This is a genomic window from Rhizocola hellebori (assembly GCF_016862955.1).
GTDB classification, from domain to species: Bacteria; Actinomycetota; Actinomycetes; order Mycobacteriales; family Micromonosporaceae; genus Rhizocola; species Rhizocola hellebori.
This window is the reverse complement of the sequence record NZ_BONY01000129.1, coordinates 1-21,121: the sequence shown is the minus strand read 5'-3', so window position 1 is coordinate 21,121 and position 21,121 is coordinate 1. Positions and strand designations below refer to the sequence as shown.

The 21,121-nt window shown below is 66.8% G+C and carries 18 protein-coding genes; 4 read left to right on the top strand and 14 right to left on the bottom strand.

Annotation, left to right across the window (positions count from 1 at the left end; all coding sequences use genetic code 11):
* Window positions 1-61: 61 nt before the first annotated feature.
* The 10 genes from rpmA to ileS all read right to left on the bottom strand — a co-directional run bounded on the left by rpmA (window position 62) and on the right by ileS (window position 11,750).
* Window positions 62-316 (bottom strand): 50S ribosomal protein L27, encoded by a 255-nt coding sequence (rpmA, locus tag Rhe02_RS46960; RefSeq protein WP_203915074.1) that lies wholly within the window; start codon window positions 314-316, stop codon window positions 62-64.
* 8 nt (window positions 317-324) lie between these two features.
* Window positions 325-639, bottom strand: coding sequence for a 50S ribosomal protein L21 (gene rplU, locus Rhe02_RS46955; RefSeq protein WP_203915073.1), 315 nt, complete (start codon window positions 637-639; stop codon window positions 325-327).
* Window positions 640-778: 139 nt separating this feature from the next.
* Window positions 779-1,342, bottom strand: coding sequence for a hypothetical protein (locus Rhe02_RS46950; protein WP_203915072.1), 564 nt, complete (start codon window positions 1,340-1,342; stop codon window positions 779-781).
* Window positions 1,343-1,394: 52 nt separating this feature from the next.
* Entirely contained in the window at window positions 1,395-1,898 is a 504-nt protein-coding gene (locus tag Rhe02_RS46945) for a hypothetical protein (RefSeq protein ID WP_203915071.1), read from the bottom strand.
* Between the two features lie 97 nt (window positions 1,899-1,995).
* Entirely contained in the window at window positions 1,996-4,332 is a 2,337-nt protein-coding gene (locus Rhe02_RS46940) for an Rne/Rng family ribonuclease (RefSeq protein WP_239124528.1), read from the bottom strand.
* 91 nt (window positions 4,333-4,423) lie between these two features.
* On the bottom strand, window positions 4,424-5,185 hold the full coding sequence (locus Rhe02_RS46935) for a TIGR03936 family radical SAM-associated protein (protein WP_203915070.1): 762 nt from the start codon (window positions 5,183-5,185) through the stop codon (window positions 4,424-4,426).
* Window positions 5,185-7,128 carry a TIGR03960 family B12-binding radical SAM protein gene (locus tag Rhe02_RS46930; protein ID WP_203915069.1) on the bottom strand — a complete coding sequence of 648 codons (1,944 nt, stop codon included), beginning with the start codon at window positions 7,126-7,128 and terminating at the stop codon, window positions 5,185-5,187. Before Rhe02_RS46930 ends, Rhe02_RS46935 begins: the two co-directional genes overlap by 1 nt.
* Before the next feature lie 81 nt (window positions 7,129-7,209).
* On the bottom strand, window positions 7,210-7,827 hold the full coding sequence (locus Rhe02_RS46925) for a dihydrofolate reductase family protein (protein ID WP_203915068.1): 618 nt from the start codon (window positions 7,825-7,827) through the stop codon (window positions 7,210-7,212).
* Window positions 7,824-8,546 (bottom strand): lysophospholipid acyltransferase family protein, encoded by a 723-nt coding sequence (locus Rhe02_RS46920; protein ID WP_203915067.1) that lies wholly within the window; start codon window positions 8,544-8,546, stop codon window positions 7,824-7,826. Before Rhe02_RS46920 ends, Rhe02_RS46925 begins: the two co-directional genes overlap by 4 nt.
* Before the next feature lie 96 nt (window positions 8,547-8,642).
* Window positions 8,643-11,750, bottom strand: a complete 3,108-nt coding sequence (ileS, locus tag Rhe02_RS46915; protein WP_203915066.1) for an isoleucine--tRNA ligase — start codon at window positions 11,748-11,750, stop codon at window positions 8,643-8,645.
* Between the two features lie 355 nt (window positions 11,751-12,105).
* Between ileS and Rhe02_RS46910 the strand changes: the two genes are divergently transcribed.
* Entirely contained in the window at window positions 12,106-12,714 is a 609-nt protein-coding gene (locus Rhe02_RS46910) for a PASTA domain-containing protein (RefSeq protein ID WP_203915065.1), read from the top strand.
* Between the two features lie 25 nt (window positions 12,715-12,739).
* Here the strand turns inward: Rhe02_RS46910 and ndk are convergent, their stop codons facing one another.
* Window positions 12,740-13,147, bottom strand: a complete 408-nt coding sequence (gene ndk, locus Rhe02_RS46905) for a nucleoside-diphosphate kinase (RefSeq protein WP_203915064.1) — start codon at window positions 13,145-13,147, stop codon at window positions 12,740-12,742.
* Window positions 13,148-13,280: 133 nt separating this feature from the next.
* Between ndk and Rhe02_RS46900 the strand changes: the two genes are divergently transcribed.
* A complete protein-coding gene (locus Rhe02_RS46900; protein ID WP_203915063.1) occupies window positions 13,281-14,570 on the top strand; it encodes a VOC family protein in 1,290 nt (429 codons plus the stop codon).
* Between the two features lie 151 nt (window positions 14,571-14,721).
* On the opposite strand, the gene Rhe02_RS46895 is transcribed toward Rhe02_RS46900, so the two are convergent.
* Genes Rhe02_RS46895 through Rhe02_RS46885 form a run of 3 tightly spaced genes read right to left on the bottom strand, consistent with a single transcriptional unit; the run spans window position 14,722 to window position 19,030 of the window.
* Window positions 14,722-15,132 carry a DUF4233 domain-containing protein gene (locus tag Rhe02_RS46895; protein WP_239124527.1) on the bottom strand — a complete coding sequence of 137 codons (411 nt, stop codon included), beginning with the start codon at window positions 15,130-15,132 and terminating at the stop codon, window positions 14,722-14,724.
* The gene (locus Rhe02_RS46890; protein ID WP_203915062.1) at window positions 15,129-16,469 is read right to left on the bottom strand and encodes a bifunctional folylpolyglutamate synthase/dihydrofolate synthase; all 1,341 of its coding nucleotides are present in this window, start codon (window positions 16,467-16,469) and stop codon (window positions 15,129-15,131) included. The genes Rhe02_RS46895 and Rhe02_RS46890 overlap by 4 nt, the downstream gene beginning before the upstream one ends.
* On the bottom strand, window positions 16,466-19,030 hold the full coding sequence (locus Rhe02_RS46885; RefSeq protein ID WP_203915061.1) for a valine--tRNA ligase: 2,565 nt from the start codon (window positions 19,028-19,030) through the stop codon (window positions 16,466-16,468). The genes Rhe02_RS46890 and Rhe02_RS46885 overlap by 4 nt, the downstream gene beginning before the upstream one ends.
* A 93-nt stretch (window positions 19,031-19,123) precedes the next feature.
* Between Rhe02_RS46885 and Rhe02_RS46880 the strand changes: the two genes are divergently transcribed.
* Window positions 19,124-19,810 (top strand): hypothetical protein, encoded by a 687-nt coding sequence (locus tag Rhe02_RS46880; RefSeq protein ID WP_203915060.1) that lies wholly within the window; start codon window positions 19,124-19,126, stop codon window positions 19,808-19,810.
* A 120-nt stretch (window positions 19,811-19,930) separates the two neighbouring features.
* Complete coding sequence (locus tag Rhe02_RS46875) at window positions 19,931-21,067, top strand: chymotrypsin family serine protease (RefSeq protein ID WP_203915059.1); 1,137 nt, start codon at window positions 19,931-19,933, stop codon at window positions 21,065-21,067.
* Window positions 21,068-21,121 lie beyond the last annotated feature (54 nt).

Below are 21,121 nucleotides of genomic sequence, written 5' to 3'. Positions count from 1 at the left end.
GGGCGGGAGACCTCGTCTCCCGCCCGCCTCAAGATTCAAAGGCTGCCTAGGCTGTAAACGCCTAGGAGGCCGTAACGATGTTGACGGTTTTGCGACCGCGCTTGTTGCCGAACTGCACCGCACCGGCGGCCAGCGCGAAGAGCGTGTCGTCGCCGCCGCGGCCGACCAGGTCACCGGGGTGGAACTTGGTGCCACGCTGGCGAACGATGATCTCGCCGGCCTTGACGACCTGTCCGCCGTAGCGCTTCACGCCCAGGTACTGCGGGTTGGAATCGCGGCCGTTGCGCGAGCTGGATGCACCCTTTTTATGAGCCATCGCTGTGCCTACTTCCCGGTCTTGATGCCAGTGACCTTGACCTGGGTCAGCGGCTGGCGATGACCCTGGCGCTTGTGGTAACCGGTCTTGTTCTTGAACTTGTGAATCCGGATCTTCGGGCCCTTGGTGTGGGCGACGAGCTCGCCGGAGACGGAGACCTTGGCAAGCTTCTTGTCGTCGGTCACCAGGTCATCGCCGTCAACGAGCAGCACAGCGGTGAGTGCCACCTTGTCGCCCGGCTCGCCTGCGAGCTTCTCGACCTCGATCACGTCGCCCTCGGCGACCTTGTACTGCTTGCCGCCGGTCTTGACGATCGCGTACATGAGACGCGGACTCCTGTCGGTAGCTGCTGGCGGGATTGATGTGAGCGACCCGCCGGATAACTCCAGCGAGCACACGCACAAAGAGAAAGCCTACGTCATGACACAGCTGTTACCCAAACCGGGCGGGCAGTCAGCTTTCTCACGCGCCGCCGCACAGCTTTTCGTAGTTGTCCGAAGCGGTCACGTACTCCGGCGTGTCAAACATAGCCGTTAGCGCGTCGGGGTTGGAAGCGACCTGCTGCGCGTTGAGCGAGGTGTTGACCTTCTCCAGCGCCGCGGCCAGCTCCCCGGCCACCTTCTTGACCTGGGCGTCCTTCGACTTGTCGCCTTCGGCGCGCAGGTCGGCGGCGAATTTGGTGTTGGCCGCCTTGACCTTGTCGACCACGACCTGCACTTTGCCCGCGTCGCTTCCGGCCGCCGCGAGCCCACCGGCCGCCTCGGCGAACGCCGCGCCCCACGTGCCGAGTTTGGCAGTGATGGCCGCACAGGCCGCCTTGTCTGTCGTTGTCCCGGTCACGCCGCCACCGCCCGGCCCGCCGGTCGCCCCTGGCGCGCCGCTTGGCCCGCCCGCCCCGGGCGTGGACCCGGCGGTGCTGGTGGCACCGGGCAGCGCGGTGCTTTCGGACTTGGGTGCATCGGAGCACGCCGCGAGGGGCAGCATTGTGGCAGCACAGAGCGCGGCCACGGCGAGAATGCGTCGCATGGGGGTGTTCTCCTTCACATGGGTGCGGGGGCAAAGATAGCCCACGCCCGTGTCACTTGGCGCACAGCGCCTTAACCTTCTCCCCCGCTGCCGTGAACTGATCGGTATTGATGGCCGCGAACGCCAAGGTGACATCGTTTCCGGCCGCGGCCAGATCTTGCTGGGCCTTCACCAGCGCCGCCACGTCGGCATCGATGGCCCCCTTGAGCTCGGCGTCGCCCGCGCGTGCCGCCTCGGCCTTCAGCGCCGCCTCAAACCCGGCCAGTGCCGCTTTGAGCTCGGCGAGCACCGGTCCGGCTTTTGCCGGATCACCGATCGCCTCGGCCGCCTTGGGGATCACCACCGTCAGCTTGGCCTCGGCGTCGGCCTCGGCTTTCCGATAGGAGGCGCAGATCGTCTGGCGATCCACCCCGCCGGTCACCGGCCCGGGTGCCGGGCTGCCGGTCGCGCCCGGCGACGCTGACGCCCCGACGCTGCCGGCGGGACCCGGGGTGGGCACCGACACCTGGTCGGGCGCTTTCGCCGAGCAGGCGGCAAGCAGAAGCCCCGCGGTCACGACTAGCCATCGGCTTCGCATTGGCGATTGTCCTCCCACAACGGAACTGCCCGGCCGGACACGTACGGTCCAACCGGGCAGTTTACGCGCGGGGCATTTACAGGCGAGTGCGGCGGCGGCCACCGCGGCGGGTGCGCCGGCGTACCTGGGCCTCGCTCTGCTCGTCTGTCTCCTCGGTGACCTCGATCAGGTCGTCGTCCTCGGTGTTGGCGTAGCGCGACAGGTCGTAGCCCTCGGTGTCCACGTCGTAGGCGGGCGCCTTGGCGGACTTGGCCGCCTTCGGCGCTTCCACCTCCTTGACCGGGGCCGGTGCCAGTGACCTGCGTTCCGGTACCGGATCCATGTGGATCATCACGCCACGGCCCTTGCAGTGCTCGCAAGGCTCGCTGAACGCCTCCAGCAGGCCGGCGCCGATGCGCTTGCGGGTCATCTGCACCAGACCCAGCGACGTGATCTCGGTGACCTGATGCTTGGTGCGGTCACGGCCCAGACACTCGGTGAGCCGGCGCAGCACCAGCTCACGATTGCTTTCCAGCACCATGTCGATGAAGTCGATGACCACGATGCCGCCCAGGTCGCGCAGCCGCAGCTGGCGCACGATCTCCTCGGCCGCCTCCAGGTTGTTGCGGGTGACCGTCTCCTCCAGGTTGCCCCCGGCACCGGTGTACTTACCGGTGTTGACGTCCACCACCGTCATCGCCTCGGTGCGGTCGATGACCAGGTGCCCGCCCGAGGGCAGGAAGACCTTGCGGTCCAAGCCTTTGAGGATCTGTTCGTCGATACGGTAGGCGGCGAAGGCATCGGCCGCGCCTGCGTAGCGCCGCACCCGGTCGACCAGGTCCGGCGAGACGTGGCTCAGGTAAGACTCGACCGTTTCCGAGGCGACATCGCCCTGGATGATCAGCTCTTTGAAGTCCTCGTTGAACAGGTCACGCACCACGCGCAGCACCAGCTCGGGCTCGGCGTAGAGCAGCACCGGCGCGCCGCCCTCGGCGGCCTTGGTCTGGATGTCCTCCCACTGCGCCTGCAGCCGGGTGACGTCACGCTCCAGGTCTTCCTCAGAGGCGCCCTCGGCCGCGGTGCGCACGATGACGCCCGCGCCTTCGGGGACAAGCTTCTTGAGGATGTCGCGCAGCCGACGACGCTCCACATCGGACAGTTTGCGGCTGATGCCGGAGGTGTTGCCGTTGGGCACGTAAACCAGGTGCCGCCCGGACAGCGCGATGTGGCTGGACAACCGCGCGCCCTTGTGGCCCACCGGGTCCTTGGTCACCTGTACCAGAACCGTGTCACCGGACTTGAGCGCCTGCTCGATTGAGCGAGCCTTGCCCTCCAGCCCAGCGGCGTCCCAGTTGACCTCACCGGCGTAGAGCACGGCATTGCGTCCCCGGCCCAGATCGACGAAGGCCGCCTCCATGCTGGGCAGCACGTTCTGCACCTTGCCCAGATAGACGTTGCCCACCATGGTCGAGGTCGCGGCCCGGGTCACGTAGTGCTCGACAAGCACCCCGTCTTCCAGGACCGCTATCTGGGTACGGTCACCGCTGTCCCGGATCACCATGACCCGGTCGACCGCCTCACGCCGGGCCAGGAACTCGGCCTCGGTCAGGATCGGCGGCCGGGTGCGGCGCTGCTCACGCCCATCGCGGCGGCGCTGGCGCTTGGCCTCCAGGCGGGTCGAGCCCGACACGCCCTGCACCTCGTCGCCACCGTTGCCCGCCGACGAGCGGCGCTCACGGATCTTGACAACCGTGTGCACATCGCCGTCGGAGTCACCGTCGGCCTCCCCCTTGCGGCGGCGACGGCGGCGACGGCGGGTCAGCGGAGTCTCCTCGCTGTCCTCACCCTCATCCTCGTCGGCCTCTGCCGTGGTGGGGGTTTCCTCGTCGTGCTCGCCCGCTTCGTCATTGCCGCCCTTGCCCCGGCCACGGCCGCGACGGCCCCGGCGACGGCGGCGGGCGGTTTCATCCTCGTCGGATTCGGCGTCTTCCTCGGCGACCACCGGCGTGGGCTCGGGTGCCTCCTCGGCCTCGCCTGCACGCGACCGGCGGCGACGGCGCCGGGTCGGCGTGTCACCGGCGTCGGCGTCGATGTCCTGTACCACCGGCACTACGGCGGCCACCGGCGAAGGCGCCATGAACAGCACCGAGTGCGCCGGCGCGACCGCCTTCGGCGCGACGTCGTCGTTTGTCCCGGAATCGCCGGAGGTTTCCGGCTCGGTATCGGTTTCGGCCGTGGCGGCTTTGCGCCTACGGCGAGTCGGCTTCTCTGCCGGCTCCGAATCCGCTGGCTCCTCCGGGGCGGCGCTGGCTGCACTGGCCGCACTCTTGCGAGTGCGTCGGCGCTTTGGCGTTGCCTCGTCGGTTACCGGCGAATCTGCGCTGTGGTCTGTGGCGGCATCTTCGTGCCGTTCATTGGGCTCGTTATCGAGCATCCGGACTGTTCTCCCAGTTCCGGCGATCCCGGGCGCACGGGTGAGAAAACACCCACGCAGCCGTCTCAGGAACGCCTGTGCAAAAAGTCTGTCAGCCGATGGCGGCCTGGTCGCGATCCTTCAACAGTGGATCAACGATTTCCCCCTGCGCGGTCAGTGTGCCTTGAACCACCCGGGTCACCCTCGCGGGCGCGGACGGCTCCAGGTCGGCCACCACACGCAGGCCGGAAAGAACGTCATCGGGTCGCACGGACGGGGTGACCTGCCGTACGACAAGGTCGAGTATGGCACACGGCGCCCCCATCGACCCGTAAGGTGGCTCAACCGCTGTCAGCGCCACCACCGCGGCACGCGCGTCGAAGGTGCGCCGGCCCTGCTTGGTGAGCCGTTCCACCAGCACCTCGTCGTGCCCGAGGAACTTGTCGACGGCCGCGGCGAGTGAGTCAGATGTCACCCCCGGCAGCTCCAGCCGCCACCGGGAAGCGGTAATCCGATCAGCCAGGCTGTCCGTCGTCACCGCCTCCACCGCTTCTACAACGTCCAGGCCAGGCGACAGGGCACTGTCCAAGGCCAGCCGCAGCAACTCCGGGTCGACCCGCTCGCGCAGGCCGATCTCCAGATATTCCGCCTCGGAGGCCACCCCGGTCGGGGCCGCGCTGGAGAACGAGATCTTCGGATGGGGCGTAAACCCCTGTGAGAAGGCGATGGGCACGTTGGCGCGATGGATCGCCCGCTCCACCGCCCGGGCGAAGTCGCGGTGCGAGGTGAAGCGCAACGGGCCCCGCTTGGTGTAGCGGATGCGGATCCGCTGCACCACCGGCGCCTGCCCGCCGGGAGGCTGCCTCTTGCTCATCAGCCACCCACCTTCAACCCGGACACCGGGGTCAACGGCAGCAGTTTGTGGCCGGTCGGGCCGATCTGGATCTCCGTGTCCATCGACGGGCATACCCCGCAGTCGAAGCACGGGGTCCACCGGCAGTCGTCCTGCTCATATTCGGTCAGGGCGTCCTGCCAGTCTTTCCAGAGCCAGTCCTTGTCCAGGCCGGAGTCGAGGTGGTCCCACGGAAGCACCTCGGCGAGCTCGCGCTCGCGCGTCGTGTACCAGTCAATATCAAGACCGAAAGCCGGCAACGCCTTTTCACAGGCGTCGATCCATCGCCGGTAGGAGAAGTGCTCGCTCCAGCCGTCGAATCGCCCGCCCTGCTTCCACACCTCGTGGATGACCGCGCCGACCCGCCGGTCACCGCGCGCCAGCAGGCCCTCGATCAGCGACGGCTCTCCATCGTGGTACCGCATCCCGATCGCCTTGCCCAGCGACTTGTCCGCGTTGATGGCCTGCTTGAGCAGCCGCAACCGATGATCGATCACCTCGGGGCGGTCCATCGCCGCCCACTGGAACGGGGTGTGCGGCTTGGGCACGAAGCCGCCGATCGACACGGTGCACCGCACCTCCCGCGAACCGGTCGCCGCGCGCCCGTTGCGGATGACCTCGTGGGCCAGCCGCGCGATCTGCAGCACGTCCTCGTCGGTCTCGGTGGGCAGGCCGCACATGAAGTACAGCTTCACCTGACGCCAGCCGTTGGAGTAGGCGGTCACCACGGTGCGGATCAGGTCCTCTTCGGACACCATCTTGTTGATGACCTTGCGGATGCGCTCGGATCCGCCCTCGGGCGCGAAGGTCAGGCCGGTGCGCCGCCCGTTGCGCGACAGCTCCTGCGCCAGGTCGATGTTGAACGCGTCAACCCTGGTGCTGGGCAGCGACAGGGACACGTTCGTGCCGGCGTACTGATCGGCCAGGCCCTTGCACATGTCGCCGATCTCGGAATGGTCCGCACTGGACAGGGAGAGCAGGCCGACCTCGTGGAAGCCGGAAAACTCCAAGCCCTGCTTGACCATTTCGCCGACCGTCGTGATCGAACGCTCCCGGACCGGGCGCGTGATCATGCCCGCCTGGCAGAAGCGGCACCCACGCGTGCAGCCGCGGAAGATCTCCACCGCGAACCGCTCGTGCACCGTTTCCGCCAGAGGAACAAGCGGCTTTTTCGGGTACGGCCACGCGTCCAGATCCATGGTGGTGCGCTTGTGCACGCGGAATGGCACGTCGGCCCGGTTGGGCACCACCCGCTGAATGCGCCCGTCCGGCAGGTAGTCCACGTCGTAGAAGCGCGGCACATAGATCGACTCGGTCTTGGCCAGACGCAGCAGCAGCTCGTCACGCCCGCCCGGGCTGCCCGCCGCGCGCCAGGCGGCCACGATGTCGGTGATCTCCAGCACCGCTTCCTCGCCGTCGCCGAGCACGGCGGCGTCAATGAAGTCCGCGATCGGCTCCGGGTTGAACGCGGCATGCCCACCGGCGATGACCAGCGGGTGATCGTCGCCGCGTGCCGCTGCCATCAGCGGTATCCCGGCCAGATCCAGCGCGGTCAACAGATTGGTGTAGCCAAGCTCGGTGGCGAAGGAGACCCCGAACAGATCGAAGTCGCCGAGCGCCCGGTGCGAGTCGACGGTGAACTGCGGCACCGCACGTTCGCGCATCAGCTTTTCCAGGTCGGGCCAGACCGAGTAGGTGCGCTCGGCGAGGGTGTCAGGACGCTCGTTGAGCACCTCGTAGAGGATCTGCACCCCCTGGTTGGGCAGCCCCACCTCGTAGGCGTCCGGGTACATCAAGGCCCAGCGCACGGCGACGGAGTCCCATGGCTTGACCGTGGCGCCCAACTCGCCGCCCACGTACTGGATGGGCTTGGCGACCAGCGGCAGCAATTGCTCAAGCTGGGGAAATACCGACTCTCCGCGCATAACCCATAAGGGTAGCCGGGCTGCCCAGCCCGCCCGTCGGGCGCATAGGTGATGCGGCCCCCACCAGCCGTTTGCCTCCGGCTATGCGCCGTGCTCGGGCAGATGGACCTTGGCCTGCTCGTAACCGGCCGGCGCGGGCGGCTCAGCGGGCGCGTAGACGAGGCTGAGCACCCCGGTCGTGAACGCCCGCGAGGAGATCAATGCCAGCGGGATCGGGGTCTCGCCCTCCTCGAACAGCCGCATCCCCTTGCGCACCGCGAGCGGATGCACCAGCAGGTGCAGCTCATCGAGCAACCCCGCTTCCAGCAGCTGGCGCACCACCGACACCGATCCGCTCATGGCGATGGCGCCGTCACCCGGCTCGTTCTTCAAAGCGCTGACCGCCTCGACCAGCTCGCCCTGCAGCTGTTCGCAGTTTCGCCAGGTGAACTCCAGCCGCTGGCGCGAAACTATGATCTTGCGAGTGTCCCCGAGGGCCTTGGCGAACGCGGCGTCCTCGCCACCCGAGGCCTCCCGCTCCGGCCAGGCCCCGGCGAAGCTGTCGTAGGTCTTGCGCCCGAGCAGGAGCGTGTCCGCCGTGCCGAGCGTGGCGTCCACCGACTCGCCCATCTCGTCATTGAAGTAAGGAAAGTGCCACTGATCCGGCGCCTCCACCACGCCGTCCAGCGACATGAACAGCCCGGCGGCGATCTTCCTCATGACGCTGGCTTGGGTGAGTCGCCCTTACCCGCGTCGCCCTTGGCAGAGTCGCGTTTGGGGGCGTAGCGGGCGACGTATTGCTGCCCGGTGAGCTGCTGGATGGTCTTCATCAGCGTGTCGGTGATCTCCCGCGCGGCGGTGGACTCCGAAGCGGCGTCCTTCCACTGGTCCACCTCGATCGGCTTGCCGAACTTGATGGTGACCTCGCCCCGTTTGATCGTCGGCATGATCTGGCCGATCGGCTGCACCTTCTCTGTTCCGATCATTCCGACCGGGACGATGGGCACGCCCGCGGCCAGGGCCAGCCGGGCCGCGCCGGTGCGGCCCCGGTACAGGCGCCCATCAGGGGAACGGGTCCCCTCCGGATAGACACAGACCAGGCCCCCGCCCTGAAGGTGCGGGATGGCGTCGTCGAAAGCGCTCAGCGCCGCCCGCCCACCGGCGCGATGCACCGGGATCGCGCCGAGCCCGTCCATGAGTCCTTTGAAGAACACGCCCTTGATGCCAGGAGTGGTGAAATATTCCTCCTTGGCCCAGAACGCGATCGGCCGGTTGATCACCGCGCCGAGGAAGAATTCGTCCGCCACCGAAAGGTGGTTGCCCGCGAAGATCGCTCCACCGGAGGCGGGCACGTGTTCCAGGCCTTCGACCGTCGGACGCCAAGCCAGCTTGATCGCTGGAGCGGCCGTCCACATCCCGATGGTGTAGAGCACCGGCATGCGGTTTCCTCCTTGGTTGGCTGAGCTACCCAGGGTTTGGGGCGGGCGGCATCAATGGCAATGGTCGCTGAAGATACCGTAGCCGCCCCAACACCACTATCGGCGGCTTACCTGAACCAATACTTGGTCACTGTCACCGACCTCACCTGTGAATCCCTCGGAAAGAGCCGCAAAGCTCACCGATTCGGCCAGCGTCTCGCTCTTGAGGAAGTCCAGGAAGGACGTTGTCGCGGCCTGCACCTCCGGCGAGCCGGAGACCACTAGGTCTATGCGGTCGGTGACGGCCAGATCGGCGTCGCGGCGCGCCTGTTGCACCACCCGCACCACGTCTCGGGCCAGCCCTTCCGCAGAAAGCTCCGGGGTAAGCGTGGTGTCGAGCACCACCACCCCGCCCGGCAACGCTGCCGAATGCTCGGCATCGGCGGCCACCAGCCGCAGCTCGTACTCGCCCTCCTGCAAGGTGACGCCGGCCGCGGTGGGCGCACCGTCCACCATCGACCAGTCGCCCGCCTTCACCGCCTTGATCACCTGCTGCACCGTGCCGCCCACCCTGGGCCCCAGCACCCGCGGCACCACCGTCAGCACCTGCTCGCAGTAGGTGGCCAGATCGGGCGAGAGCACCACCTGCTTCACGTTGACCTCATCGGCTATCAGGTCAGTGAACTCCCGCAGCCTGTCCGCCGAGGCGTGTGCCACGGTCAGCGACGGCAGCGGCAGGCGCACCCGCAGCGAACGCGCCTTGCGCAGCGACAGGGCCGCCGAGGACACGTCGCGTACCTGATCCATGGTGGCCACCAGCTCGTCGTCGGCCGGGAAGTCGGCCGCCAGCGGCAGGTCGGCCAGGTGCACCGAGCGCAGCCCGGTCAGGCCGCGCCACATCTCCTCGGCCACCAGCGGCGCCAGCGGGGCCGCCAGCCGGGCGACCGTCTCCAGCACCGTGTAGAGGGTGTCGAAGGCGTCGGCGTCGCCGGCCCAGAAGCGATCGCGGCTGCGGCGCACGTACCAGTTCGTCAGGGCGTCCAAATAGGACCGGAAGCTGGTGCACGCTCCGGCCACGTCGTAGACGTCCATCTGCGCCGTGAAATTCGCCACGAGGGTCTGGGTTTTGGCCAGCACGTAGCGGTCGAGCACATGCGCCGAGTCGGTGCGCTGCTTCGCGGTGTGCCCGGAAGCGTTGGCGTACAAGGTGAAGAAGTAGTAGACGTTCCACAGTGGAAGCAGCACGTGCCGCGCCGCGTCTCTGATCGCCGTCTCCGACACCGCCGCGTCGCCGCCGCGCAGGATCGGCGAGCTCATCAGCATCCAGCGCATCGAATCCGAGCCGTACCGGTCGAACATCTCGTACACGTCGGGATAGTTCTTCAGGCTCTTGGACATCTTGCGGCCGTCCTCGCCCAGCAGTATGCCGTGGCACACGCAGTTGCGGAACGCCGGCCGGTCGAACAGCGCCGTGGCCAGCACGTGCAAGGTGTAGAACCAGCCGCGGGTCTGCGGTATGTACTCGACTATGAAGTCACCCGGGTAGTGGTGCTCGAACCAGTCGGTGTTCTCGAACGGGTAGTGCACCTGGGCGAAGGGCATCGAACCGCTCTCGAACCAGCAGTCGAGCACCTCCGGTACCCGCCGCATCATCGACTTGCCGGTGGGGTCGTCCGGGTTGGGCCGCACGAGATCGTCGACGAACGGCCGGTGCAGGTCGGTCACGGCGACGCCGAAGTCCTTCTCCAGATCGGCCAGCGAGCCGTAGACATCCATGCGCGGGTAGGCCGGATCGTCGGACTTCCACACCGGTATAGGCGAGCCCCAGAAACGGTTGCGGGATATGGACCAGTCGCGCGCGTTCTCCAGCCACTTGCCGAATTGGCCGTCCTTTATGTGTCCGGGGACCCAGTTTATCTGCTGGTTGAGTTCGACCATGCGGTCGCGGAACGCCGTGACCTGCACGAACCAGCTCGACACCGCCTTGTAGACCAGCGGCGTGTCACATCGCCAGCAATGCGGGTAAGAGTGGGTGTAGCTCTCGTGGCGCAGCACCACACCGCGCTCTTTGAGCTCGCGCACTATGGGCTTGTTCGTTTCGAAGACCTGCTCGCCTTCGAAAGCGGGCACCATCGCGGTGAACCTGGCCCGCTCGTCGACGGTGACCAGGGTGGGTATCCCGGCGGCGTTGCACGCCAGCTGGTCGTCCTCGCCGAAGGCCGGGGCAAGGTGCACCACGCCGGTGCCGTCCTCGGTGGTGACGAAGTCGGCGCCGAGCACCTGGTAGGCGTTGGGGCCCGCATGCGGTACCAAGAAATCGAAAAGCGGCTTATAGCGCTTGCCGACCAGAGCCGAGCCCTTGACGACCTCGACCTGTTCGTAGCCCTCCAATTCCTTGGCGTAGTAGGAAACCCGCGCCGCGCCGACATAGAGGCGCTCGCCGTCCTTCTCCAGCAACGCGTAGTCGACGTCGGGACCGACGGCCAGCGCCAGGTTGGACGGCAGCGTCCACGGCGTGGTCGTCCACACCGCGACCTTCTCCCCGGAGTCGAGCTCGAACTTCACCGCCAGGGTGGGGTCGGTGCGGTCCTGATAGACGTCGTCCATGCGGGTTTCGGTGTTGGAAAGCGGGGTCTCACAGCGCCAGCAGTAGGCCAGCACCCGGAAGCCCTCGTAGACCCATCCCTTGTCGTGCAAGGTTTTGAAGGCCCACATGACGCTTTCCATGTAGTCGGTGTCGAGCGTCTTGTAATCGTTGGTGAAGTCCACCCAGCGCGCCTGCCGGGTGACATAGCGCTCCCACTCGCTGGTGTAGCGCAGCACCGAGTCCTTGCAGGCGGCGTTGAAAGCGGCCACGCCCATCTGCAATATTTCGGCCTTGGTCGATATCCCGAGCTGCTTTTCCGCCTCCACCTCGGCCGGCATGCCGTGGCAGTCCCAGCCGAAGCGCCGCTCGACCCGGCTGCCCTTCATGGTCTGGTAGCGCGGCACCACGTCCTTGGCGTAGCCGGTGAGCAGATGCCCGTAGTGGGGCAGCCCGTTGGCGAACGGCGGGCCGTCGTAGAAGACGAACTCGTTGGATCCGTTCACTCCCGCGTCACGGTTCTCGACGCTGGCGACGAAGGTCTTGTCCGCCGCCCAGTAGTCGAGCACTTTGCGCTCTAAGGCTGGAAAGTCCGGCGAGGCGACAACCCCGTCGGATGATTCGTGCAATGGATAGGCCATCGCGAGCTCCTCAAGATCACTGTGTGGTGTTTCACAGTGCGAGGACGAGTTTTCACCCGCGGTACCACCTCGCTTGCTTCCCGATCGGGAAGCCGCTCATGTTGCCAAGCTGTAACGGGCTTACCCGTCCGGTTCTACTGGGATCACCATCTGGTAACGAAAGGCGATCTGTTCTTCCGGAGGCTCACCGGTGATGGCCGGGTCAGTGCCTGTGCGGCAAAGGATACCCCAGCAGGTCGCCAATCCGACACGCATATACAGCCGTCCGACGGGTGGCCTTCTGCCGCGATGACCACCATCATGTCCCGTGTACTACGCACGGTCGCGTGCACATAGGACAAGGGGCCCCCTCAACATGGCAGACGACGAGAACACCACCCAGGCCAATCCTGGGTCAGGGGATGGCGACGGCCCGCCCCGCGAGACGACCAGCGGCAGGTACGTGAGTCGTCACGATGAGGCAGCCAAGGGTGATGACGACAAGGACAAAGAAAAAGAGGAGCCGGAGGGCAAGAAGCGCTGGCTGTTGCTCCTCCTGCTGCTGTTGCTCATCCTTTTGCTGCTGATCTGCGCCGGTGCGGCATACATGAAGTGGTGGAACAAGGACGACCCGGTTCCCACGCCTTCACCGAGCATCGCCGCGACCACCTCGGCGCCGAAGCCGTCGGTCTCCCCGTCGGTCACGGCCAGCCCGTCGCCGTCGCCCTCGCCGAGCCCTTCGGCCACGGTGCGCACGGTGGCCATGCCGAACGTGGTTGGCATGCAGGCCTCGCAGGCCAAGACCGTCCTGGAGTCGGCGGGCCTGACCAACATCAAGTTCGTTGATGAGGCCAAGCCCAACGACAGCCTGTCGATCCTGGCCAGCTTCGTGGTGACCAAGCAGTCGGTGCCCGCGGGCACTCAGGTGCCGGTGACCACCGCGGTGACCATCACCTGCGCGACGTCCAGCAACGGCAAGGGCTAAACCGCACCTTCGCGGGGCGGGAGCATCAGTGCTCGGGGAACCAGAGCTTGATCTCCCGCTCCGCCGACTCGGCCGAGTCGGACGCGTGGACCAGATTCTCCCGGTTCGACAGCGATAGATCCCCGCGAATGGTGCCGGCCGCCGCGGCGCGCCCGTCGGTCGCCCCCACCAGTCCGCGCACCACTGAGACGGCTTGATCGCCGCTGACGATCGCCGCGACCAGCGGGCCCGAGATCATGAACGCCTTCAGCGGCGGATAGAACGCCTTCTCCAAATGTTCGGCGTAGTGCTCGTCCGCGAGCTGCTCGTCCATCGTGCGCATCACCATCGCCTCGAAGGTCAAGCCCTTGCGCTCCAATCGGGAAACGATCTCCCCGACGAGGCCCCGGCTCACCGCATCCGGCTTGATCAGCACCAGCGTGCGCTCCACCACATTCTCCTAAAATCACAGCCTGCGCTCTGACCTGCATCAATACGAGCAGACTTCGCCAGCTTACGGTACGTACTTTCCACGATCGAAACACCCGCCTACGCTGAGCAAAGCAGGGCGGATCGGGGAGGATCTAGTGGCGCGCTTGGGGCGCAAGCCGGTTCAACCGGGTCGGGTCACCACTGCGGTGTCCCTTGGCACTATCGGCCTTTTCGTGATCTCGATGGGGGCCGGCATGCAGAGCTGGCCGTTCGGGGCCGCCGGCGCTGCGATGCTTGTCGTCGGCGTCGCTCTGCTCACCACCGCGTCCATGCGCGGTGCCGACAAGGCCTTCGTCGCCGGAACGGTGACCGTGGTCAAGGTCTCCGAAGCACCGCTGAGCACCGACTTCGGCCGCTGCGAGATGCAGGTGCTGGTCGATGCCCCCGGGCATCCGGGGCAGACCGTCGTCATCAGGGATCCGCGGGTACCGGTCATCAAGTGGCCCGACATCGGCGAGACCCTGCCCGCGCTGGTGGCAGTCGCTGACGCGCGGCGGGTCAAGATCCAATGGGAACGCGTCGGCACCTACGGTCAGCAATACGACAACGAGGCCTACGACAACGAGGCCTACGACTCCGCCTTCGTGGCCAACGCCGACTACGAGGTGGACCCCGACTACGGGGTGCCGCTCAAGACCGACGAGCTGCCGCACAAGACCGCCGAGATTCCCTTGGTGGAAGAGGACTACTCCCGCGAAGAGGAGCCTCGCCGACCCGAGCCCGCGCCCCCGGAGCCCGAGCCGGCGTCGAGCCTGCCGCGCCGCCAGCCCAGCCCCTCGCCCGCGGCACGCGGCGAAACCTCGGTGGCGGTCCTGGAAGGGGAGCTGGTCGACGCCGAAGTGCCCATGCAGCGCGCGGCCGTGTTCAGCGAACACGTCGACGTGCTCGACTTCTCCGATGTCCCGGAGCCCCGAGCGGCCACCCCGCCGAGCAGCGGGCCGGCCTTCACCGAAGACTCCGCCGCAAAGGTGATCATCACCCAGCCGCAGGCCCGACCGGCCTCGGCCGGTTCCATCCACGGCATCGGTTACACCATCATGGTCACCGAGCTGGACCAATCGATGCGCTTCTACCGCGACATGCTCGGCTTCTACGAGATCGACGGCGGCCCCGACACGGTCATCCTCGCCTCCGGCGACACCCGCATCGTGCTGGTAGCCGCGCACGACCAGGCCCCGGTCAACCGCCGCCTGGTCCACCTCAACCTGGAGGTCGGCGACGTCGACGCCATCTATCAGGAGCTGAAGATCCGCGGGGTCCGCTTCACCTACGCCCCACGCGTAGTCAACCGCGGCGAGCGCCTAGAGCTGGTAGCCGCCGCCTTCAAAGACCCAGACGGCCACGGCATCGCCATAACCCAATGGAAAGCCCGAAGTGTGGTTTAGGCGCTGTAAAACTGGCGCGCGCCCGAATATGCATTTGCCGCGCCGCCGTCTGGACTGAGCGATCATGAAAGCACGCTCTTTGCTTTCATGATCACGAGGGAAGACGGTGGCTCTACGGCGGCAAATGCCGCGCGTTGCTTTGCACGCGCAATTAGAGGAGCACGCGGCGGCGGACGTAGAGGACGTAGAGCCAGACTGCGCCGAAGAAGACGCCAACGGCGCCGATCAGCCAGTGCTGCAGCCCGCACAGGACCAGCACCACCTGCAGCACCGACACCATGGTCCAGCCCGAGGACTTGTCGAGCCTTCCGGTCAGCAGGATCGCCGCCACCGCGCAGAACACGATCGCGCCTATCTGCCCGCCGGTGATGCTGCCGTCCAGCACGCGGATCGGCTGGATCGCCATCAGCAGCACGAGCGCTTCCAGCGCCAGCATCATGGCGGCAAGCGATCTGAGTGAGCGGCTCGGGTTGCGCAGCCCGCTCGGTTTTCCTTCGAACGTCATCTCGACCGGGCGGCGCGATTTGTCGTCCCCCGGGCCTGGCCGGATCTGTGCAGTCATCGGCGTAACAGCTTCCTTGCATCGGCGACAGTGACAATCGAGCCGGTGATGAGGACCCCGACCCCACTCAGCGCGGTGTCCATATCCGACTCGGCGAGCGCCACCGCGGTCGCGATGGCGTCCGGCAGCTCGTGCTCCACGGTCACCCGGTCTTCCCCGAAGACCTCGACCGCCAGCTCGCCCAGCTCATCGGGCGCCATCGAGCGCGGGGACGAGTTGCGGGTGATGACGACCTCGTCGACCACCGGCTCAAGCTGTTCCAGCACCCCGGTCACGTCCTTGTCTGCCAGCACCGCGACCACGGCGACCAGGCGGGTGAACGAGAACTCCTGGGTGAGCGCGGCGGCCGTGGCCGCCATGCCGTGCGGATTGTGCGCGGCGTCGACCAGAATCGTGGGCGCATTGCGGACCCGCTCCAGCCGCCCAGGCGAGGAGGTGCCGGCGAACCCTTCGCGGACCACCTCCGGATCGAGCTGCTTTTGCGACCCGGCACCCAGAAACGCCTCCACCGCGGCGAGCGCGAGGGCCGCGTTCTGCGCCTGATGGGCGCCGTGCAGGGGCAGGAAGATCTCGTCGTAGACCCCGCCAAGTCCTTGCAGGGTAAGCATTTGCCCGCCCAGGGCCACCTCATGGCTGACCACGCCGAACTCCATGCCCTCGCGGGCCAGGGTCGCCCCCACCTCGGCGCAGCGCTCGATGATGGGCTCCATCGCCTCGGCCGGCTGCAGCGCGCTGATCACGGTGGCGCCCGGATAGATGATGCCCGACTTGGCCAGGGCGATGTCGCCCAGCGTGTCGCCCAGCCACTCGGTGTGGTCCAGGCCGATCGGGGTGATCACCGCTATCCCGGCCTGTATCACGTTGGTCGCGTCGTCGGCGCCGCCCAGGCCCACCTCGACGACCGCGATGTCGACCGGCGCGTCGGCGAAGGTGGCGAAGGCCAGCGCGGTGGTGATGTCGAAGAAGGTCAGCGACTCGTCATGGCGCGCATCAAGCAACTCGGCCACCGGGCTGACCTCGGCATAAACGGCTGCGAAGCGACCTTCGTCGATCGGATCGCCGTCCAGGCTGATTCGCTCGCGCACCGTCTCCAGATGCGGGCTGGTGTACCGGCCGGTGTGCAGCCCGTGCGCCCGCAGCAGACTGTCGATCATGCGCGCCGTCGAGGTCTTGCCATTCGTCCCGGTCAGGTGGATGGACGGATAGGCGCGCTGCGGGCTGCCCAGGACGTCGAGCAGCTCGACCACCTTGCCGATGTCGAAGACCATCCGGGTGAAGCCCCGCTCCAGGAGCTCCGCCTCGATCTGCGCGAACTCGGACGCGGCCCCGGAGGTCATGAACCGAGCCTAGCCAGCGCCTCGTCGATGCGGACCAGATCGGCCTGAGCCGCGGCAAGTCGATCGCGCAACTTCACCACGACCTGCTCGGGGGCCTTGGCCAGGAACCCGTCGTTGCCCAGCTTCGCCTCCGCCTGGCTGATCTCCTTGTCGGCCGCGGCGCGGTCCTTCGTCAGCCGGGCCCGCTCCGCCGCCACGTCGATGCTGCCGCGGGTGTCCAGCGCCACCGTTATCCCGCCGGCGATGGTCACCGTGGCGGTGGCCGAGAACTGCTCGCCGGCCTCATCGAGGCGGGCCAGCGAACGCACCAGCGGCTCGTGCTCGATCAGGCCCGCGATCACGGCGGCGACCCGCTGACCGGGCTTGAGACCCTGGTCGGAGCGGAACCGGCGCACCTCGGTCACCACCCGCTGCAGCAACTCCACCGACGCCTCGGCCGCGTCATCGACCAGCGCGGAGTCGGCCTTGGGCCACTCCGCCACCATCACCGAACCCGGGCTCTTGGTCAGCGCGGTCCACAGCTCATCGGTGACGAACGGGATGATCGGGTGCAACAGGCGCAGCAGCTGATCGAGCACGTATCCCAGCACGCGCGGGTTGGGCGCGGTCTTGGACAACTCGATGTACCAGTCACACACGTCGTCCCACGCGAAATGGAACAGGGTGTCGCAGACCTTGGCCAGCTCGAACGCCTCGAACTGCTCGTCGACCTCGGCGATGGTGTGCTGCAGCCGCGACAGAATCCACTTGTCCACAGTGGACAGCTCGCCGGGGAGCGGGCCGTCGACGTGTGCGCCGTTGAGCAACGCGAAACGGGTCGCGTTCCACAGCTTGTTGCAGAAGTTGCGCGAACCCTGGCACCACTCCTCGCTGACCGGAACATCTGCGCCCGGATTGGCCCCCTTGGCCAGCGTAAAACGGGTCGCGTCGGCGCCGAACCGGCCGATCCAGTCCAGCGGATCCACCACGTTGCCGAACGACTTGCTCATCTTCTTGCCGAACTGGTCACGCACCATTCCGTGCAACGCCACGACCTCGAACGGCGGCTTGCCGTTCATCGCGTACAAGCCGAACATCATCATCCGGGCGACCCAGAAGAACAGGATGTCGTACCCGGTCACGAGCACGCTTGTGGGATAGAACTTGAGCAGATCCTCGTGCGGGTCGGGCCAGCCCAGCGTGCTGAACGGCCACAGCGCCGAGGAGAACCACGTGTCGAGCACGTCCTCGTCCTGCACCCAGCCCTGCGGCGCCTGCCCGCTGTCGAGGAAACACTCCACTTCCCCGTTCGGGCCGTACCAGACCGGGATCCGGTGACCCCACCACAGCTGGCGCGAGATGCACCAGTCGTGCATGTTGTCGACCCATGCGAAATACCTGGGCGCCAACGACTCTGGCTCGATGCGCACCCGGCCGTCGCGCACCGCGTCACCGGCCGCCTTCGCCAGCGGACCGGTCTTGACGAACCACTGCAGCGAAAGGCGCGGCTCCACCGTCGTCTTGCAGCGCGAGCAGTGGCCGACCGCATGCAGGTAGGGGCGCTTCTCGGCCACGATCAGGCCCTGCGCGCGCAGCGCGGCCACGATCGCCGGCCTTGCCTCATAGCGATCCAGCCCTTGAAACGGGCCGTGTGCGGTGATGACCGCCCGCTCGTCCATGATGGCGATCGACGGCAGGTTGTGGCGCTGCCCGATCTCGAAGTCGTTGGGGTCGTGGGCGGGGGTCACCTTGACACAGCCCGTCCCGAACATGGGGTCCACGTGCTCGTCGGCCACCACCGGAATCCGTCTTCCGGTCAAGGGCAGCTCTATCTCGGTACCCACCAAATGCTTATATCGCTCGTCATCCGGATGCACGGCCACGGCTGTGTCACCCAGCATCGTCTCGGCGCGCGTCGTCGCCACGACGATCTCGTCGCTGTACCGGATCGAGACCAGCTCGCCCTCGTCATCGGAGTGCTCCACCTCGATGTCGGACAGGGCGGTCAAACAGCGCGGGCACCAGTTGATGATCCGCTCAGCGCGATAGATCAGGCCGTCGTCGTAGAGACGCTTGAAGATCGTCTGGACCGCGACCGACAACCCCTCGTCCATCGTGAACCGCTCACGGCTCCAGTCGACCGAGTCGCCCAGGCGCCGCATCTGGCCCAGGATCGCCCCGCCCGACTCGGCCTTCCACTGCCACACCCGCTCGACGAACGCCTCCCGGCCCAGATCGTGACGGGACAGGCCCTCGGCGGCCAGCTTGCGCTCCACTACGTTCTGCGTCGCGATGCCGGCGTGATCCATGCCTGGCAGCCACAGCGTTTCAAAGCCCTGCATCCGCTTGCGCCGCACCAGCGCGTCCTGAATCGTGTGATCCAAAGCGTGGCCGACATGCAGCGACCCGGTCACGTTCGGTGGCGGAATCACGATCGAGTAGGCGGGCTTGTCGCTCTTGGCATCCGCGCCGAAGTATCCCGACGCTACCCAATGCTCGTAGCGCCGGTGCTCCACCTCGCCAGGCTGATAAGCCGCGGCAAGCTCGGACGACGTCTGTGGGGCCAGCGGAGAGTCGGTCACCGCGCAAGTCTACTAAGGCCCGTCGCCGCGCTTCCCCAGCCCGGGCCGCGCGGCATCGGGCGCGGCGACGCCGTCCTTGTTAGGCTCCGCGTCGTGACAGACCAGACCCAGCCAGCCGTTGACGAACACGCCTCAGCCGACGGCCACTCGGTCCCCCACTCGCGCGGCGACTCCCAGCTGATCAACTTCAGCGACGAACCGCTCGATGACACACCTGCCGCCAGGAAACCACGGCGGCTCTGGATTTTGATGACCATCCTCGCCGCCGCCGTGATCGTGATCGGTGCCTTCTTCGGGCCTACCGTCCTGCGGGTGCTGTCTCAGAAAGGCGCCACCCTCACCATGCCCGACGCGGTCGGCGGCTTGACCCGCGACGACAGCGACGCCGCCAAAGCCACGGCCAACGACCTGGTCACCGCGCTACGCGCCTCGATCGAGCTGGACAACAGCGCGGCCGCCGTCTACACCAGCGCCGATCAGACCGTGATGCTCTTCGGGGGTACGACGCTGCTGTGGAACCCGGAAGCAGAGCTCGATACCGTCTTGACCTTGATGGAGGACAAGGACGAGCAGGGAATCCGGGACCTGAAGACGGTCGACCCGGGCCCGCTGGGCGGGGTCATGAAGTGCGGGCTGACCGAGGAGTTGTCCGCCTCGTCGATGGCCGTCTGCGGCTGGGCCGACCACGGAAGCATCGCGCTGGCCCTGTTCCCCGCCCGCACCGCCGACGAGGCCGCCGGCCTCATGCGCGACCTGCGCGCCGCTTCGCTCAAACGCTGACACAGCTTCGCCAGGCCCCCATCAAAGCGCAGTAGGCAGAAATATATACATACGCCTATTGAAATCAATGCACACGTCGTGCCACCGTGCTCCCATCGCAGGATGTCGATAGGAGGGCCAATGCACGTCAACTCGCTCGCCCGCAGCGCCGCCGTACTCGCGGTGCTAGCCTCGCTTCTCGCCGCCCCACCCGCCACCGCCGCGCCCAGCGGCGCCTGGGAGACAGAAGCGATAGTGGCGGCCTACCAACGCGGCTACCCAGGCCTCACCGAAAGCCAGGCAAGGCGCGCCTACAGCGGACAGGAACGGCGCATCCGCCTACTGGAACAGCTTCAAACACAACAGCTCGACAGCTTCGGCGGATCCTGGTACGACCCCTACACCGACACCCAGCACATCAACACAGTCACCCAGCCCGCAGCCGAAGAAGCGCTCGCCCTAAGCGCCGGCCTCGGCCTGAAAACAACCACCCACCCGGTGACAATCAGCCTCAAAGAACTCCGCGCACAGGCAACAAAAGCCGGCGCGACAGTCGACGTCATCAACAACCGGCTCAACTATCAAACCCAGACCGACTCGGCACCCGAAGCGTGCACAGACAAATACAACTGCGGCAGACCGCTGCGCAGCGGCGTCGTCCTCTGGGCCAGAAACTACGGCGAAATATGCTCACTCGGATTCACCGCACGCGGCGGCGACCGCAGCAAATGGGCCATCACCGCAGGGCACTGCGCCGAGGCCACCGGAGAAGGCGTCACCTACGGCCACGGCGAACAACCAATCGGGCCCATCAAATACAGCCGCAACAGCGGAGAAGTCGACGTGGCACGCATCCACGTCCAAGGCACCTACTGGTCGACCGGCGGCTACTTCTTCAACCTCGAAGACGCCAACACCCCAATCGAAGTAGACCACGCCATCGACAACCGAGGCACCATCCAAATCGGAGACGCCGTCTGCCTCTCCTCCTGGCACAGCACCCTCACCGAATCCTGCGGCACCATCACCACCGCCTTCGGCGTACGCGGCATGCCCACCGTCAACTTCGACGCCTGCTCCGGCGACAGCGGCGGCGGCTGGTACTTCCCCACCACCGACGGCACCCGCTGGGCCTACGGCATCCACCGCGGACAATCCAGCTCCGGCATCACCTGCCACCAACACACCCTCAACGACTCGGTATTCACCGCCCTGCCCGACATCAACGCCTGGTGGGACACCACCACAGCCTCCACACTCCGAGTCGAAGAACGCTGAAATCTATCTGAGTACGCCAAAAGGGCCCCCATTCTGGGGGCCCTTTCAGGAAGG

Bases quoted from the DNA above. Each gene is read 5' to 3' on its own strand.
- Rhe02_RS46925 (WP_203915068.1), bottom strand. From the start codon at position 7,827: ATGAGGAAGATCGCCGCCGGGCTGTTCATGTCGCTGGACGGCGTGGTG.
- Rhe02_RS46890 (WP_203915062.1), bottom strand. From the start codon at position 16,469: ATGACCTCCGGGGCCGCGTCCGAGTTCGCGCAGATCGAGGCGGAGCTC.
- ileS (WP_203915066.1), bottom strand. From the start codon at position 11,750: ATGGCCTATCCATTGCACGAATCATCCGACGGGGTTGTCGCCTCGCCG.
- Rhe02_RS46910 (WP_203915065.1), top strand. From the start codon at position 12,106: ATGGCAGACGACGAGAACACCACCCAGGCCAATCCTGGGTCAGGGGAT.
- Rhe02_RS46875 (WP_203915059.1), top strand. From the start codon at position 19,931: ATGCACGTCAACTCGCTCGCCCGCAGCGCCGCCGTACTCGCGGTGCTA.
- Rhe02_RS46930 (WP_203915069.1), bottom strand. From the start codon at position 7,128: ATGCGCGGAGAGTCGGTATTTCCCCAGCTTGAGCAATTGCTGCCGCTG.
- Rhe02_RS46920 (WP_203915067.1), bottom strand. From the start codon at position 8,546: ATGCCGGTGCTCTACACCATCGGGATGTGGACGGCCGCTCCAGCGATC.
- Rhe02_RS46935 (WP_203915070.1), bottom strand. From the start codon at position 5,185: ATGAGCAAGAGGCAGCCTCCCGGCGGGCAGGCGCCGGTGGTGCAGCGG.
- rplU (WP_203915073.1), bottom strand. From the start codon at position 639: ATGTACGCGATCGTCAAGACCGGCGGCAAGCAGTACAAGGTCGCCGAG.
- Rhe02_RS46895 (WP_239124527.1), bottom strand. From the start codon at position 15,132: ATGACTGCACAGATCCGGCCAGGCCCGGGGGACGACAAATCGCGCCGC.
- Rhe02_RS46940 (WP_239124528.1), bottom strand. From the start codon at position 4,332: ATGCTCGATAACGAGCCCAATGAACGGCACGAAGATGCCGCCACAGAC.
- Rhe02_RS46950 (WP_203915072.1), bottom strand. From the start codon at position 1,342: ATGCGACGCATTCTCGCCGTGGCCGCGCTCTGTGCTGCCACAATGCTG.
- rpmA (WP_203915074.1), bottom strand. From the start codon at position 316: ATGGCTCATAAAAAGGGTGCATCCAGCTCGCGCAACGGCCGCGATTCC.